The sequence below is a fragment of the Streptomyces sp. DT2A-34 genome (assembly GCF_030499515.1).
GTDB lineage: Bacteria > Actinomycetota > Actinomycetes > Streptomycetales > Streptomycetaceae > Streptomyces.
Window position 1 is genome coordinate 3,538,346 of the sequence record NZ_JASTWJ010000001.1, and the last position, 13,572, is coordinate 3,551,917.

14 protein-coding genes are annotated in these 13,572 nt (G+C 71.2%); 6 read left to right on the top strand and 8 right to left on the bottom strand.

Annotation, left to right across the window (positions count from 1 at the left end):
* Nucleotides 1-33: 33 nt before the first annotated feature.
* The gene (locus QQM39_RS15375) at nucleotides 34-3,240 is read left to right on the top strand and encodes a tetratricopeptide repeat protein (protein ID WP_301997274.1); all 3,207 of its coding nucleotides are present in this window, start codon (nucleotides 34-36) and stop codon (nucleotides 3,238-3,240) included.
* Between the two features lie 96 nt (nucleotides 3,241-3,336).
* On the opposite strand, the gene QQM39_RS15380 is transcribed toward QQM39_RS15375, so the two are convergent.
* Together QQM39_RS15380 and mca are read right to left on the bottom strand one after the other, a co-directional pair.
* Nucleotides 3,337-3,609, bottom strand: coding sequence for a hypothetical protein (locus tag QQM39_RS15380; protein ID WP_301997275.1), 273 nt, complete (start codon nucleotides 3,607-3,609; stop codon nucleotides 3,337-3,339).
* Entirely contained in the window at nucleotides 3,602-4,483 is an 882-nt protein-coding gene (gene mca / locus QQM39_RS15385; RefSeq protein ID WP_301997276.1) for a mycothiol conjugate amidase Mca, read from the bottom strand. The genes QQM39_RS15380 and mca overlap by 8 nt, the downstream gene beginning before the upstream one ends.
* Before the next feature lie 146 nt (nucleotides 4,484-4,629).
* Here mca and QQM39_RS15390 point away from each other — a divergent pair, with 146 nt between their 5' ends.
* The gene (locus tag QQM39_RS15390; RefSeq protein ID WP_301997277.1) at nucleotides 4,630-5,028 is read left to right on the top strand and encodes a DUF4307 domain-containing protein; all 399 of its coding nucleotides are present in this window, start codon (nucleotides 4,630-4,632) and stop codon (nucleotides 5,026-5,028) included.
* Nucleotides 5,029-5,293: 265 nt separating this feature from the next.
* Nucleotides 5,294-5,794, top strand: a complete 501-nt coding sequence (greA, locus tag QQM39_RS15395) for a transcription elongation factor GreA (RefSeq protein ID WP_301997278.1) — start codon at nucleotides 5,294-5,296, stop codon at nucleotides 5,792-5,794.
* A gap of 130 nt (nucleotides 5,795-5,924) precedes the next feature.
* Here greA and QQM39_RS15400 read toward each other — a convergent pair whose 3' ends face one another.
* From QQM39_RS15400 to ilvA, 3 genes are all read right to left on the bottom strand, one after another.
* Nucleotides 5,925-6,779: an ABC transporter permease gene (locus QQM39_RS15400; RefSeq protein WP_301997279.1), complete on the bottom strand. Its 855-nt coding sequence runs from the start codon at nucleotides 6,777-6,779 to the stop codon at nucleotides 5,925-5,927.
* A complete protein-coding gene (locus tag QQM39_RS15405) occupies nucleotides 6,776-7,768 on the bottom strand; it encodes an ATP-binding cassette domain-containing protein (protein WP_301997280.1) in 993 nt (330 codons plus the stop codon). Before QQM39_RS15405 ends, QQM39_RS15400 begins: the two co-directional genes overlap by 4 nt.
* A 114-nt stretch (nucleotides 7,769-7,882) precedes the next feature.
* Nucleotides 7,883-9,112: a threonine ammonia-lyase gene (gene ilvA, locus QQM39_RS15410; protein WP_301997281.1), complete on the bottom strand. Its 1,230-nt coding sequence runs from the start codon at nucleotides 9,110-9,112 to the stop codon at nucleotides 7,883-7,885.
* A gap of 163 nt (nucleotides 9,113-9,275) precedes the next feature.
* Here ilvA and QQM39_RS15415 point away from each other — a divergent pair, with 163 nt between their 5' ends.
* Nucleotides 9,276-9,782: a MarR family winged helix-turn-helix transcriptional regulator gene (locus QQM39_RS15415; protein WP_302003591.1), complete on the top strand. Its 507-nt coding sequence runs from the start codon at nucleotides 9,276-9,278 to the stop codon at nucleotides 9,780-9,782.
* Nucleotides 9,783-10,051: 269 nt separating this feature from the next.
* Here QQM39_RS15415 and gap read toward each other — a convergent pair whose 3' ends face one another.
* From gap to QQM39_RS15430, 3 genes are all read right to left on the bottom strand, one after another.
* Nucleotides 10,052-11,050 (bottom strand): type I glyceraldehyde-3-phosphate dehydrogenase, encoded by a 999-nt coding sequence (gap, locus tag QQM39_RS15420; RefSeq protein WP_301997282.1) that lies wholly within the window; start codon nucleotides 11,048-11,050, stop codon nucleotides 10,052-10,054.
* Between the two features lie 97 nt (nucleotides 11,051-11,147).
* Nucleotides 11,148-12,104, bottom strand: a complete 957-nt coding sequence (locus QQM39_RS15425; RefSeq protein WP_301997283.1) for a GlxA family transcriptional regulator — start codon at nucleotides 12,102-12,104, stop codon at nucleotides 11,148-11,150.
* 19 nt (nucleotides 12,105-12,123) lie between these two features.
* The gene (locus QQM39_RS15430; protein WP_301997284.1) at nucleotides 12,124-12,660 is read right to left on the bottom strand and encodes a GNAT family N-acetyltransferase; all 537 of its coding nucleotides are present in this window, start codon (nucleotides 12,658-12,660) and stop codon (nucleotides 12,124-12,126) included.
* Nucleotides 12,661-12,798: 138 nt separating this feature from the next.
* Between QQM39_RS15430 and QQM39_RS15435 the strand changes: the two genes are divergently transcribed.
* Together QQM39_RS15435 and QQM39_RS15440 are read left to right on the top strand one after the other, a co-directional pair.
* Nucleotides 12,799-13,311 carry a sigma factor-like helix-turn-helix DNA-binding protein gene (locus QQM39_RS15435; protein ID WP_301997285.1) on the top strand — a complete coding sequence of 171 codons (513 nt, stop codon included), beginning with the start codon at nucleotides 12,799-12,801 and terminating at the stop codon, nucleotides 13,309-13,311.
* Nucleotides 13,308-13,556 carry a hypothetical protein gene (locus QQM39_RS15440; protein WP_301997286.1) on the top strand — a complete coding sequence of 83 codons (249 nt, stop codon included), beginning with the start codon at nucleotides 13,308-13,310 and terminating at the stop codon, nucleotides 13,554-13,556. The genes QQM39_RS15435 and QQM39_RS15440 overlap by 4 nt, the downstream gene beginning before the upstream one ends.
* Nucleotides 13,557-13,572 lie beyond the last annotated feature (16 nt).

The following is a 13,572-nucleotide window of genomic DNA, read 5'->3' on the forward strand; positions in this document are numbered from 1 at the left end:
AGAACGCCGTTGCCGCCGGAGGGGGACGTGACTATGCGGGACAGCCATCGGACGGAGGCCGAGCGGCTGTTGGTCCGGGCCGTGGAGGAGGAAGTGCGGCGCTCGGGCGGGCGGGTCGACGGGCAGGTGCTGCTGTCACGGGCGCGCGGGGCGCTGGACGCCATGGCGCAGTCGGCGGCCGAGGAGTACGAGGCGTATACGCGCGCGCTGGACGAGGCGGAGGCCGGCCGGCTGACGTTCGGGCAGCGGTTCGCGCGGGAGGGCGGCGGTACGCCGCTGATGGTGGCGGGCGTCGCGGCGCTCGCGGCCGCCGTCACCGACCTGGCGCTCGGCACGGGCACGGGCACCGCGGTGGGCGCGGGCGTGACCGTCGGTGTCGTGGGCGCGGCGGCGACGGTCGTGAAGGTGGCCGGCACGCATCTGCCGGCCGCGCATCATCGCGCGGGCGCCGTGGGCCAGCCCGGCGGGCCGGAACAGCTGCGGCTGCAGTGGCTGACGGCGCTGGAGGTACGGGGCATCCGTCCCTTCCTCGACCAGCAGCGGGTGCTGAGCGCGTCCACCGGTCCGAAGAAGACGGGGCCGCGGCTGAAGGGCGCGGACAAGAGCGCGGCGGCCCGGGGGCGGAACCTGTTGGAGCAGTCGTTCGGTCAACTCCCCGAGCCGACGGGCCCGTTCGCGGGCCGCAGGCAGGAGATGGCCCGCATCCGGCAGTGGGTGCAGGCGGCGCGGGCCAGTACGGAGACGAAGCCGACGGTCGTGGTCCTGCACGGGGCGCCCGGCAGTGGTCGTACGGCATTGGCGGTCCGCGCGGCCCACGACCTGAAGGACCAGTTCCGCGGCGCGTGCGTGGTGGACCTGCGTGGCGACACCCCGGAGGAGCCACCGCTGCCCACCAGGGACGCGCTGCTGCATCTGCTGAACCGTCTGGGCGCCCCGCGCGAGCAGCTGCTGTTCCGCGAGCGGTCCTCGGCGGAGCAGCAGGTCAAGCGGCTGAGCGAGCTCTACCACCAGCACCTCACGGGCCTCCCGGTCACCGTCGTACTGGACGACGCCTCGGACCCGCAGCAGGTCCGCACCCTCGTTCCCGAGCGCTGCGACAGCCTGGTCCTGGTCACCGCACGCGAGCCCCTCGACCTGCCCGCGGATCTCGCCGCCCGGGTGCACCACCTGCCGGTGGAGTCGCTGGACGCGGCCGGCGCGGAGGAGCTGCTGAGCGCGGCGGCGCAGGATTCGTCGAGTCCCTACGACGCCGAATCGGCCGACCGGATACGGGAGTTGTGCGGCGGGCTGCCGCTGGCGCTGCGCATCGCGGGCTCGGCGCTGGGGCCGCGTTCACCGCGCACGCTGGCGACGGACCTGGGGGCGTACGGCCCGGTGGAGCCGATCGAGCGGGTGCTGTGGCTGCGCTACACCGACCAGTCGGAGTCGGCGAGACGCCTGCTGCGCCGGCTCGCGCTGGCGGGCCGGGCCTCGCTGGGCGCGGCAGCGGCGGCGGCGCTGCTGGCGACGGACGAGGCGGAGGCGACCCGCCACCTGGTGGCCCTGTCCGAGTCGGGCCTGATCGACCACGTCCGCGGCAACCGCTACCGCCTGCACGACCTGGTCCGCGCCTTCGCCCACGCCCGCCTCCTCGACGAGGAGGAGCCGTCGGAGCGTACGGCGGCGCAGGAGCGGCTGATCGTGAACTACGCCGACCTCGCCGACTCCGTCCTGCGCCTGGTCGACGGCAACATGTCGACCCGCTCGGACCGCTTCAGCCCGCACGGCTTCACCTCGCTGGACGACGCGCTGCGCTGGCTGGACGACGAGTCGAGCTTCATCACGGCGGCGCTGCGGCACGCGGAGGACGTGAACCAGGCGGCGGTCCTGAACCTGCTGGGCGCGCTGTGCGACTACTGCCTGCTGCGCGGCGACCTCTACCGGCTGGGCGAGATCAACGAACTGGCGCAGGCCGTGGACCAGGGCCTGCTGGTGCGCTCGGTGCAGTGGCGTACGGGCATCGCGGCCCGCCAGCTCGGCGAACTCGACAAGGCCCGCACGACCCTGACCTCGGTGGTCGACCTCTACATGGAGGCCCACCACGACGCGGGCGCGGCCCGGGCCCTGTGCTCCCTCGGCATCACCCTCCACCACCAGGGCAACCTGACCGAGGCGGCGGCCAAGCTCCGCGAGGCCCTGGACCTGCAGTCGGTCCCCGCCCTGGCGACGGACCGCGCCTGGACGATGCACGCGCTCGCGGCGGTGCAACGGGATCGCGGCCGCGTCTCCGAGTCCCTGGACCTCCTGACCGGCTCCCTCGCCCTGCACCGCGAAGGCGAGTCGATCCACGGCGAGGCCTGGGCCCACTTCCAGCTCGGCCAACTGGGCCTGCGCATGGGCGACGTACCGCGCGCGGAGTCGGAGCTGCGGACGGCCCTGGACCTGTACGGCCGCACCCGCGACGCCCGCGGCGAGGCCTGGGCGATGACCCAGCTCGCCCGCGCCCGCCTGGTCGCCGGCGACCGCGACCCGTCCGCGGCGGTGGACGGCCTGCGCCAGGCGGCCTCGCACCACCGCGACAACGAGGACGCGCGCGGCGAGGCGTGGTCCGTCTACTACCTGGGCCAGGCCCTGGAGGAGACGGGCAACCTGGACCTCGCGGTACGGGAGCTGGAACGTTCGCGCACGATGTTCTCCCGTATGCGGGACGTGTACGGCCTGGCGTGCGCCCGGCACCACTCGGCGCGGGTGACACGGGACCAGCGGGCGGCCCAGACGGGCTCCCTGCGCAACTCCGGTTTCGCGCGCCAGCTTCTGGTCGACGCCCGCGCCGACTTCCAGCGCATCGGCGTGGCACACGGCGAGGCGTGGACGTGCCTGGAGCTGGCGGTGGTGGACGCCGGGAACGCCCGTACGCAGCAGGCGCTGACCCTGTGCGACGACGCGGTCGGTCTGTTCGTGTCGTACGGCGACCGCAGGGGCGAGGACTGGGCCCGCTTCCTGCGTTGCACGCTGCTGCCGTACGCGGCGCCGGGGGGTGTCGAGGTCGGGACGGCCGTGGCGCAGGAGGAGCTGGCCCAGCTGGGGCGCGACGGGCATGCGCTGCGGGACGGCAAGCTCGGCGACTACGTCGAGGCGTATCTGCTCCTGCTGGAGCGCGGGGTGAACCTGGAGGAGGGGTGGCAGGCCTGGCGGCTCGGCATGGTGCCGGGCCGCCATGCGCGGGAGGTGATGGGGGTGGGCGTCGCGGCCGGGGCGTAGACGCGCGGACCGTCGGCGTCGGGCGCGGGCCCGCTCACAGTCGGACTGTACGGTCCGTCACACCTGTGGGTGACGCACCGTACCGGCGAAGGCCGGTCAGCCCTGCCGCGGCTTCGCCGTGCCGGAGGCCGTGGTGTCCTGGGCCTTCCCGGCCTCCCCGGCGTCCGCCTTCGGGTCCGGGGCCTCTTTGAAGTCGACCCTGCTCATGTGGCGGTTCATGGACTTCATCAGGCCCCACACCGCCAACGCCATCACCGCGAAGACGATGAAGCCGAGGACGCCGGGGGTGACCTTGTCCTCGTCGACCTCCTTGGCGAGGGTGGCGAGCTGTGTCATTGCCAGGCTTGCGCTTGCGCTCATGTCAGGCATTGTCGCGGATGCCCGCAAAGAGGTCGTCCTCGGGGAGGGAGGTATCGACGAGGGACTTCGCCAGCTCGTACTCCTCCGTAGGCCAGACCTCCTTCTGGAGCTCCATCGGCACGCGGAACCAACCGCCGTCCGGGTCGATCTGGGTGGCGTGCGCGATCAGGGCCTTGTCGCGGATCTCGTAGAAGTCGGCGCACGGGACATGCGTGGTGAGGGTGCGCTCGGCGCGCTGGAACTCGTCCCAGCGCTTGAGCCAGTCCCCGTACGGCGACTCCAGGCCGCGCGCGATCATCGCGTCGTGCAGCGCCTGGGTGCGCGGGCGGTTGAAGCCCTGGTTGTAGTAGAGCTTGAGCGGCTGGTACGCGGGCCCGAACTCCGCCTCCGGGTACTTCTCGGTGTCCGCCGCGCCCTCGAACGCCACCATCGAGATCTTGTGGGTCATGATGTGGTCGGGGTGCGGGTAGCCGCCGTTCTCGTCATAGGTGGTGATCACCTGGGGACGGAACGAGCGGATCTGCTTCACCAGCTCACCGGCCGCCTTGTCGACGTCCTCCAGGGCGAAGCAGCCCTCGGGGAGTGGGGGCAGCGGGTCGCCCTCGGGCAGGCCGGAGTCGACGAAGCCGAGCCACTCCTGCCTGACCCCGAGGATCTCGCGGGCCTCGTCCATCTCCTTCTTGCGTACCTCGTGGATGTGCTCCTCGATGTACTTGTCGCCCTGGAGCTTCGGATTGAGGATGGAGCCGCGCTCCCCGCCCGTGCAGGTCACGACCAGCACGTCCACCCCCTCGGACACGTACTTCGCCATGGTGGCCGCGCCCTTGCTCGACTCGTCGTCGGGGTGGGCGTGGACGGCCATCAGTCGCAACTGGTCAGTCAAGACTCAATCCTCATAAGTCGGCGCCCGGTGTGAACCGGTGCGATCGGCGGCTTCTATAGTGACCGAATCGGGGGGCGGATAATTCCGGGGTACGGCCCGCAGGCCCCTTTTGGGAGATCCGTCCCGCCCCTGCCGAGAGGACGATCATGAGCACGGCGAGCACGCGGCTGCCCGAGGGCCGCTACGGCCGCTCCTCGGACGCGCGCTCCGACCGCACGCTCAAGGTCGTCGGCGCTGCCCTCGGGGTGGCCCTGCTGGCGCTGGTCGGCTACTTCGGCTACCACTACGTCGGCCAGAACAAGATCAGCGCCGAGGTGATCGAGTTCGACGCCGGCAAGGACGCGGTGAAGGTCCACCTGGAGGTCCGCAAGGACGCCGGTGCCTCCGGCTACTGCACGCTGCGCTCCCAGGCGGAGAGCGGCGCCGAGGTCGGCCGGGCCGACTTCCGCTTCGACGGCGACGCCACCCGGATCGACAAGGTCGTCACGCTCCGTACGACGTCCCAGGGGACGACGGCCGAGTTGCTCGGCTGCCACGCCGACTGACCCTGCGGTCGGACCCGCGACGGACCCCGACGGATCCGCGACCGCCCCACGACCGAACCGCGACCGGAACCGACCGTCCCTGGTCGACACCGACCGGATTCGCCCGGAATCCATAGGCGCTGACCTGCGTTGACGTGATTCTGATGGCTTATGTCCTCCCCCTTCGGGCATTGAATTGTTAGGCTCGTGGTTTCGCCCATCCGTGGAGGAACATCCTTCTGGGTAGGGCGATGCTTTGTATTCCCAGTACCTACGAGGAGCACCTGTGACCCAGACCAGCGAGAACGTCACCTGGCTGACCCAGGAGGCGTACAACCAGCTCAAGGCCGAGCTGGAGTACCTGTCTGGTCCTGCGCGTACGGAGATCGCCGCCAAGATCGCGGCCGCGCGCGAGGAGGGCGACCTGCGTGAGAACGGCGGGTACCACGCGGCCAAGGAGGAGCAGGGCAAGCAGGAGCTCCGCGTGCGCCAGCTGACCCAGCTCCTGGAGAACGCCAAGGTCGGCGAGGCGCCGGCCTCGGCGGACGGTGCGGTGGCCCCCGGCATGGTCGTGACGATCGCCTTCGACGGTGACGAGGACGACACGCTCACCTTCCTGCTCGCCTCGCGCGAGTACGCGAGCGCCGACATCGAGACGTACTCCCCGCAGTCCCCGCTGGGTTCCGGCGTGATGGGCCACAAGGTCGGCGAGGACGCGGAGTACGAGCTGCCGAACGGCAAGAAGGCCTCGGTGACGATCCTGAAGGCCGAGCCCTACAGCGGCTGACCCGGACCGCGCGGCGGTCGATCCCGCCCGGCATGTCCTTGACGAGCCCCCCGGCACCCACGTGGCGCCGGGGGTTTCGTCATGCCAGGGGTTTCGTCATACCAGGGGTTTCGTCACACAAGGTGTTTCGTCACGCCGTCGCCGAGCGGTACTTCCGTACCGCGAGGGTGCGGAACACCACGATGATCAGGACCGAGTAGATCAGCGAGGCCCAGACCGGGTGCTGCATGGGCCAGGCGTCCGAGGGTGAGACCCCCGGGTTGGCGAAGAGCTCGCGGCAGGCCTGGACCGTGGCGCTGAAGGGGTTCCAGTCGGCGACGTGACGCAGCCACGGGGTCATATGGCTGGTGTCCACGAACGCGTTCGAGATGAAGGTGACCGGGAAGAGCCAGATCAGTCCGCTGGACGTGGCCGCCTCGGGGGTGCGGACGGACATGCCGATCAGGGCGCCGATCCAGGTGAACGCGTACCCGAGCAGGAGCAGCAGCCCGAAGGCCGCCAGCACCCTGGCGGCGTTGGTGTCACCGTCCGACCCGATGCGCCAGCCGACCAGCAGGGCGACCACGGCCAGGACGACCAGGGTCAGGGCGGTCTGGACGAGGTCGGCGAAGGTTCGCCCGGTGAGCACCGCACCCCTGGCCATGGGCAGGGAGCGGAAGCGGTCGATGAGCCCCTTGTGCATGTCGTCGGCGATGCCCGCGCCGGAGCTGGCGGTGGCGAAGGTGACGGTCTGCGCGAAGATGCCCGCCATCAGGAAGTTCTTGTAGTCGACGGCACTGGTGCTGCCGCCGATCTGCATGGAGCCGCCGAAGACGTAGGTGAACAGGACCACGAACATGATCGGCTGGATCAGCCCATAGATGATCATCTCGGGGATCCGGGACATCCGGATCAGGTTGCGCTTCGCGACGACCATCGAGTCCCGGACGGACTGGCTGACCGGGTTCGTGGCCGGCGCGACCCGCACGGCGTCGAGAGCACTCACTTGACGGCCTCCTTGCCGTTCTCCTCGTCCTTCACCTCGGCGAGGTGTCCTGTCAGGGACAGGAAGACGTCGTCGAGGGTCGGGCGGCGCAGCCCGATGTCGTCGATCTCGATGCCGCGGGTGTCGAGCTCGCGGATGACCTCGGCGAGAAGCTTGGCGCCTCCGGTCACGGGCGTGGTGATCTTGCGCGTGTGCTCCTCGACCGTCGTGTCGCCCTTGCCGAAGCCGCGCAGGCTGTATTTGTCCAAGAGGGCGGAGGCGGACGGGATGTCCTCGCGCTCGTGCACCACGACCTCGACGCGCTCGCCGCCGGTGCGGGCCTTGAGCTGGTCGGAGGTGCCCGTGGCGATGACATGGCCGTGGTCGACCACCGCGATCTCGTGCGCGAGGTGATCGGCCTCTTCGAGGTACTGGGTGGTCAGCAGCAACGTCGTACCGCCCGAGACCAGTCGCTTGATGACCTCCCACAGCAGCTGACGGTTGCGCGGGTCGAGTCCGGTCGTCGGCTCGTCCATGAACATCACGGGCGGTGAGACCACCAGGGCGGCCGCGAGGTCGAGGCGGCGGCGCATGCCGCCGGAGTAGGTCTTCGTGGGACGGTCGGCGGCGTCGGCGAGGTCGAACTGTTCCAGCAGTTCGGCCGCGCGGGCCTTCGCCGCCTTCGCCTTCATCTGGTAGAGCTGGCCGACCATCTGCAGGTTCTCGCGGCCGGTGAGGTACTCGTCGACCGCCGCGAACTGGCCGGACAGGCCGATGGAGCGGCGCACGGCGTCGGGATGCTTGAGGACGTCGATGCCCGCGACGACCGCCGAGCCGCTGTCGGGACGCAACAGGGTGGTCAGACAACGGACGGTCGTCGTCTTGCCCGCGCCGTTCGGCCCGAGCAGGCCGAGGACCGTGCCCTCGGGGACATCGAGGTCGACGCCGTCCAGAGCCCTTACGTCACCGAAGGTCTTCACCAGGCCTTCGGCATAGATGGCGCCTGGCATATGAGTCTCCACGTCGTTGGGGATTACTGGCCATGCAACACAGACACACCATAACGCGATGTATCGCGTCTCTCAATGGACTTACTCGAACGAGTGACGAAGAGTGGCCTGACCTCAGCCGATGACCGTGTAGCCCGCCTCGCGCAGGGCCTGGCCGACCTCGACGCAGTGCGCGGTGCCCTTCGTCTCCAGGTGCAGCTCGACCTCCGCCTCCGTGAGCCCGAGCCGTGGGTCGGTCCGTACGTGACTCACATCGAGGACGTTAGCGTCCACCACTGACAACACCCCGAGAAGCGTGGCGAGCGCGCCCGGCCGGTCCGTCAGCCGCAGCCGTACGGCCAGGTAGCGGCCCTGCGCGGCCATGCCGTGCCGCAGGACGCGCTGGAGCAGCACCGGGTCGACGTTGCCGCCGGACAGCACCGCGACGACCGGGCCCTCGAAGGCGCCGGGGTCGCTCAGCAGCGCCGCGACCGGGCTGGCCCCGGCCGGTTCGACGACCAGCTTGGCCCGCTCCAGGCAGAGCAGCAGGGCGGTGGCCAGCTCGTCCTCGGTGACCGTGCGGACCTCGTCCACCAGGTCGCCGATGATCCGGAACGGCACGTCACCGGGCCGTCCGACCTTGATGCCGTCGGCCATGGTCGCCGGGTTGTCGACCGCGACCGGGTGGCCGGCCGCGAGCGAGGGCGGGTACGCCGCCGCGCCCGCCGCCTGGACGCCCACGATGCGCACGTCGGGCCGCAGCACCTTCACCGCCGTCGCGATACCCGCCGCGAGCCCGCCGCCGCCGATGCCGACGACGATCGTCCGCACCTCCGGGCACTGCTCCAGGATCTCCAGGCCGACCGTGCCCTGGCCCGCGATGATGTCGGGGTGGTCGAAGGGGTGGATGAACACCGCGCCCGTCTCGGCCGCGTACTCCTGCGCGGCGGCCAGCGTCTCGTCGACCACCTGGCCGTGCAGGCGCACCTCGGCGCCGTAGTCCCGGGTGGCGCTGATCTTCGGCAGCGGGGCGCCCTTCGGCATGAACACCGTGGAGCGCACGCCGAGCAGCGACGACGCCAGGGCGACGCCCTGCGCGTGGTTGCCGGCGCTCGCGGCCACGACCCCCGCCGCCCGCTCCTCCGGCAGCAGCCCGGCGATCCGCACATACGCGCCGCGCAGCTTGAACGATCCCGTCCGCTGGAGGTTCTCGCACTTGAAGTGCACCGGCGCGCCCACCAGCTGGGACAGGTGCCTGCTGCCCTCCATCGCCGTCACCCGCGCCACGCCCGTCAGCATCTTCTGGGCGCCACGCACGTCGTCGAGGGTGACGGGCGGCAAGGAGTCAGCCGTGCTGTAGCTCATGACTCAAGTCTCGCAGTTCACAGGCGCGGCGCCCTGGTGTGACCAAGCACCGAGATGTGTTTGCGCAGCGCCGGTACACCCCGCGTCCGGGCCGCGTACCCTGTCCCCCAACCCAGCACCCCCTTCATGAAGTGAGCCCCCGGCCATGCCCACAACACCTGAAATGTCGATGGACATGACGACCGTCGCTGACAGCGGTCTCCTCGACACGCTGCAGCACGAGGTGGCGCTGTTCGCCCGTCGTGCCGAACAGACCCGGCTCGGTGGGGTCGGGCAGGTGCGCAACTCCATGGACCGCGCCGCATACCTGCTGCTCAACCGCCTCGACAAGGAAGGCCCCATGGGCGTCAAGGCGCTCGCCGCGAGCATGGGGATCGACTCGTCGACGGTCACCCGGCAGGTGGCGCCGCTCGTCGACACCGGACTCGTCAAGCGCACCTCGCACCCCGAGGACGGGCGCGCGGTGGTGCTCCAGCTTTCCCCGCGCGGGCAGTCGCGGCTGGAGGAAGTGCGCTCGTCCCGGCGTCAGTTGATGGCCGAGCTGACACACGACTGGGCCCCGGAGGAGCGCGAGGCGTTCTGCACGCTCCTCACTCGCTTCAACACCGCGCTGTCCTCGCGGATGGCGGCGCAGGGGATCACGGGCGCGGAGTCGCCCACGGCGTCCTGAGGGGCAGTTCGGCGGGGCGCTCCCGGCCCCCACGTCGGCCCTGAACGGGCCTCGTCCTCGAACGCGGGACGGGCTGAGTGATGCCGGCCGGCGCTGAGAAGTCCAACCGCAGGGGCGGCGGGCGGCCGCAACTGACGATGCGGACCGAGGGTGCGTGATCGGGCTACGACGGCCCGGCCACCTCACCGCTCACTCCGGTCGCGGACCCACCACCGCGAGTCCGCACTGCCCTGCACTCGTGGACGCCGCGGCGTCGCCGCGGCATCCGATCAAGCGGTGGCGAGGAGTTCGAGCGTGTCGATCACGCGGTTCGAGAAGCCCCACTCGTTGTCGTACCAGGCGACCACCTTGACGTGACGTCCGTCGACGCGGGTGAGGGCCGAGTCGAAGATGGACGAGGCCGGATTGCCCACGATGTCGGACGACACGAGCGGGTCGTCCGCGTACTCGAGGATGCCGGCGAGCGGCCCCTGCGCCGCGGCGCGATACGCCGCCAGCACGTCGTCGCGCGTCACGTCGCGGGCGACGGTCGTGTTGAGTTCGACGATCGAGCCCACCGGAACCGGCACGCGGATCGAGTCGCCCGACAGCTTGCCGTCGAGGTTCGGCAGCACGAGGCCGATCGCCTTGGCGGCGCCCGTCGTGGTCGGCACGATGTTGACGCCCGCCGCACGCGCGCGGCGGGCGTCGCGGTGCGGACCGTCCTGCAGGTTCTGCTCCTGCGTGTAGGCGTGCACCGTCGTCATGAAGCCGTGCTCGATACCGGCGAGCTCGTCCAGCACCGCGGCCAGCGGCGCGAGCGCGTTGGTCGTGCAGGAGGCGTTCGAGACGATCGTGTGCACGTCCGGGTCGTACGCGGCGGTGTTGACCCCGAACGCGAGCGTGACGTCGGCGCCGTCCGACGGCGCGCTGACGAGCACCTTCTTCGCGCCCGCGTCGAGGTGGGCACGGGCGGCCTTGGCCGAGGTGAAGCGGCCGGTCGCCTCCAGCACGATGTCCACGCCGAGTTCGGCCCACGGCAGCTGCGCCGGTTCGCGCTCGGCGAGCACCGTGATGCGGCGTCCGTCGACGACGAGCGCGTCCCCGTCGACGGTCACCGGGCGACCGAGCCGACCGGCCGTCGAGTCGTAGGCGAGCAGCCGCGCGAGGGTGGCGGGCTCCGTGAGGTCGTTGACGGCGACGACCTCGAGGTCGCTGGTGCGTTCGAGCAGCGCGCGCAGCACATTGCGTCCGATGCGGCCGAATCCGTTGATGGCGATACGAGTCATGAGAGCTCTCCCTTCGGTTCGCCACCAGCCTCGCGGACAGCCTTCGCCCGTGACCGCGGCGTAAGCGCCACGGTTCGTAAGGATCTCGCCAGGCCGGCTACTCGCCCTGGGCGAACGTGCGCCGGTACTCGCTCGGGGTGGTGCCGAGGATGCGGTGGAAGTGCAGCCGCAGATTCGTGCCGGTGCCCAGACCGACGTCGGCGGCGATCTGTTCGACGCTCCGCTCCGAGCGCTCCAGCAGCTCACGGGCCATGTCGATGCGGGCGCGCATGACCCACTGCATCGGCGTGTACCCGGTGTCCTCGACGAAGCGCCTCGAGAAGGTGCGCGGCGAGACCGCCGCGTGCCGGGCGAGCACATCGAGGGTGAGCGGCTCGCCGAGCCGGTGCAGGGCCCATTCGCGGGTGGTGGCGAACCGCTCGCCGAGCGGCTCGGGCAGGCTGCGCGGCACGTACTGTGCCTGACCGCCGCTGCGGTAGGGGGCCGCGACCAGCCGCCGGGCCGCGTGATTCGACGCGGCCACCCCGAGGTCTCCGCGCAGAACATGCAGGCACAGGTCGATGCCGGAAGCGGCGCCGGCCGACGTCAGCACGCTGCCCTCGTCGACGAACAGGACGTTCTCGTCGACTCGGACGAGGGGATGCTTCGCCCTGAGCGCCTGTGAGTAATGCCAGTGCGTCGTGGCGCGCTTGCCGTCGAGCAGACCCGTGGCGGCGAGCGCGAAGGCGCCCGTGGAGATGGCGGCGAGCCGCGCGCCCCGATCGTGGGCGGCGAGCAGCGCGTCGACGACGGCCGACGGCGGATCGTCGCGGTCCGGAGACCGGTAACCGGGGATGAAGACGACATCGGCCCACGCCAGCGCGTCGAGGCCGTGGGCGACGTGGTACGACAGGCCGTCGCCGCCGGTCACGAGACCGGTCTCCGCACCGCAGACCCGCACCTCGTACGGCATGCTCGCCCGGGTCGTGAACACCTGCGCGGGAATGCCGACATCGAGCGGCTTCGCACCCTCGAGCACAAGCACGGCAACGCGATGGAGGCGGGTGGAGGGCACGGGGAACAGCGTACGAGGGCTACGTTGCCGGCCACACGCCGAACCACTGCTCGGCGCCGTACTCCTCGAACCGCTCCACCTCGGTGAACCCCAGCTTCGCCGCGAGGCGCATCGCGCGGTCGTTGGCGGTCCGGGTGCAGAGCACCACCGGCTCGCCGGGAAGCGCGTCGGCGAACCAGTCCAGTGCCGCCGCGCACGCCTCGGCGGCGTACCCGCGTCCCCACGCCTGCGGCAGGAACATGTAGCCGAGCTCGGCCTCCCCGGCATCCGGACGGACGTGCCCCGGACGCTCCGCGTCGCGCCGATCGAGCGTGACCATGCCGATCATCGTTCCGTCGAGATCGATCACGAAAAGGCCGGGGCGCCGCCCGGGCACCTCAGGCACCGCGTGTTGGAGCTCGTCACGCGGTCGAGGGCCACCGATGTAGGTGCCCACCTCCGGCGATGCGAACAGCTCGATGAACGCCGCACGGTCCCGGGCCTCGGACTCGCGGAGCACGAGCCGTTCGGTCCGTATCGGGGCAGGTGGCCAGGCGACAGCTCCGAGCTCAGTCATGGCGGGCAACTTATCCCGCGCCGTGAGGTGATTTGAAAGCGTACGCGCGCGTGCTCATGTGATCCGTTCCCGGCTCTTGACCCTGGGCCGCCGCTGGCCTCATATGAAAACTGGTGGGCGCTCAAGGCGGGAGGGGCGGTGGGACGACGGCGTGCGGCCCAGGACGCCCGCCGGGCCCGGGAGTTCGAGGCGTTCGTCGCGGGCGCGGCAGGGCGGCTGCTGCATGCCGCCACGCTGCTCACCGCGGAGCCGCCGGACGACAACCCGCGCGCGCGGCGCCTGCTGACGCTGTCCCTCGCGCACACGTACGCCTGCTGGGACCGGCTGCGCGGCGAGGACCCGTACGACCGCGCCCGCCAGTACCTGGCCACCCGCTTCTCCCGAGCCGCCTGGCATGAGTACGGCGGTCTGGGCGCCCTCGGCCGCTCCCGCCCGCACCCCGACAGCCCGCTCGCCCGGCTCTCCCCGCAGGAACGCCTGATCCTGGTCCTGCGCCTGTACGAGGGTGTCGCCGAGGAACAGGCGGCGGCCCTGCTCGGCCTGCCCCGGGAGCGTGTCCACGCGATCTGCGACCGGGCGACGGCGACCCTGCTGCATCCGCCGCGGGAGCCGGCACCGGCCGTGCTCGAAGCGAAGGCGGCGTCGCCATGAATCGCACCGAACGTGAGGCGGCGGCACGGCGGATCATGGAGCGCACGCCGCCGCCGGTGCCGCCGGAGCTGTACCCGGAGGCCGTGCGGCGCGGTGGCCGCATGCTGCGCCGCAGGACGGCCGCAGTACGCCTGATGTGGCTGCTGCTGTTCGCCGCGGCGGTGGCGTTCGTGGTGTGGGCGCTGATGGCCCGCCCGTGGGTGGAGCCGCCGTCGGAGACGACCCCACCGCTGACGGGCTGGTGAGCCCTTCCTGCAGGCC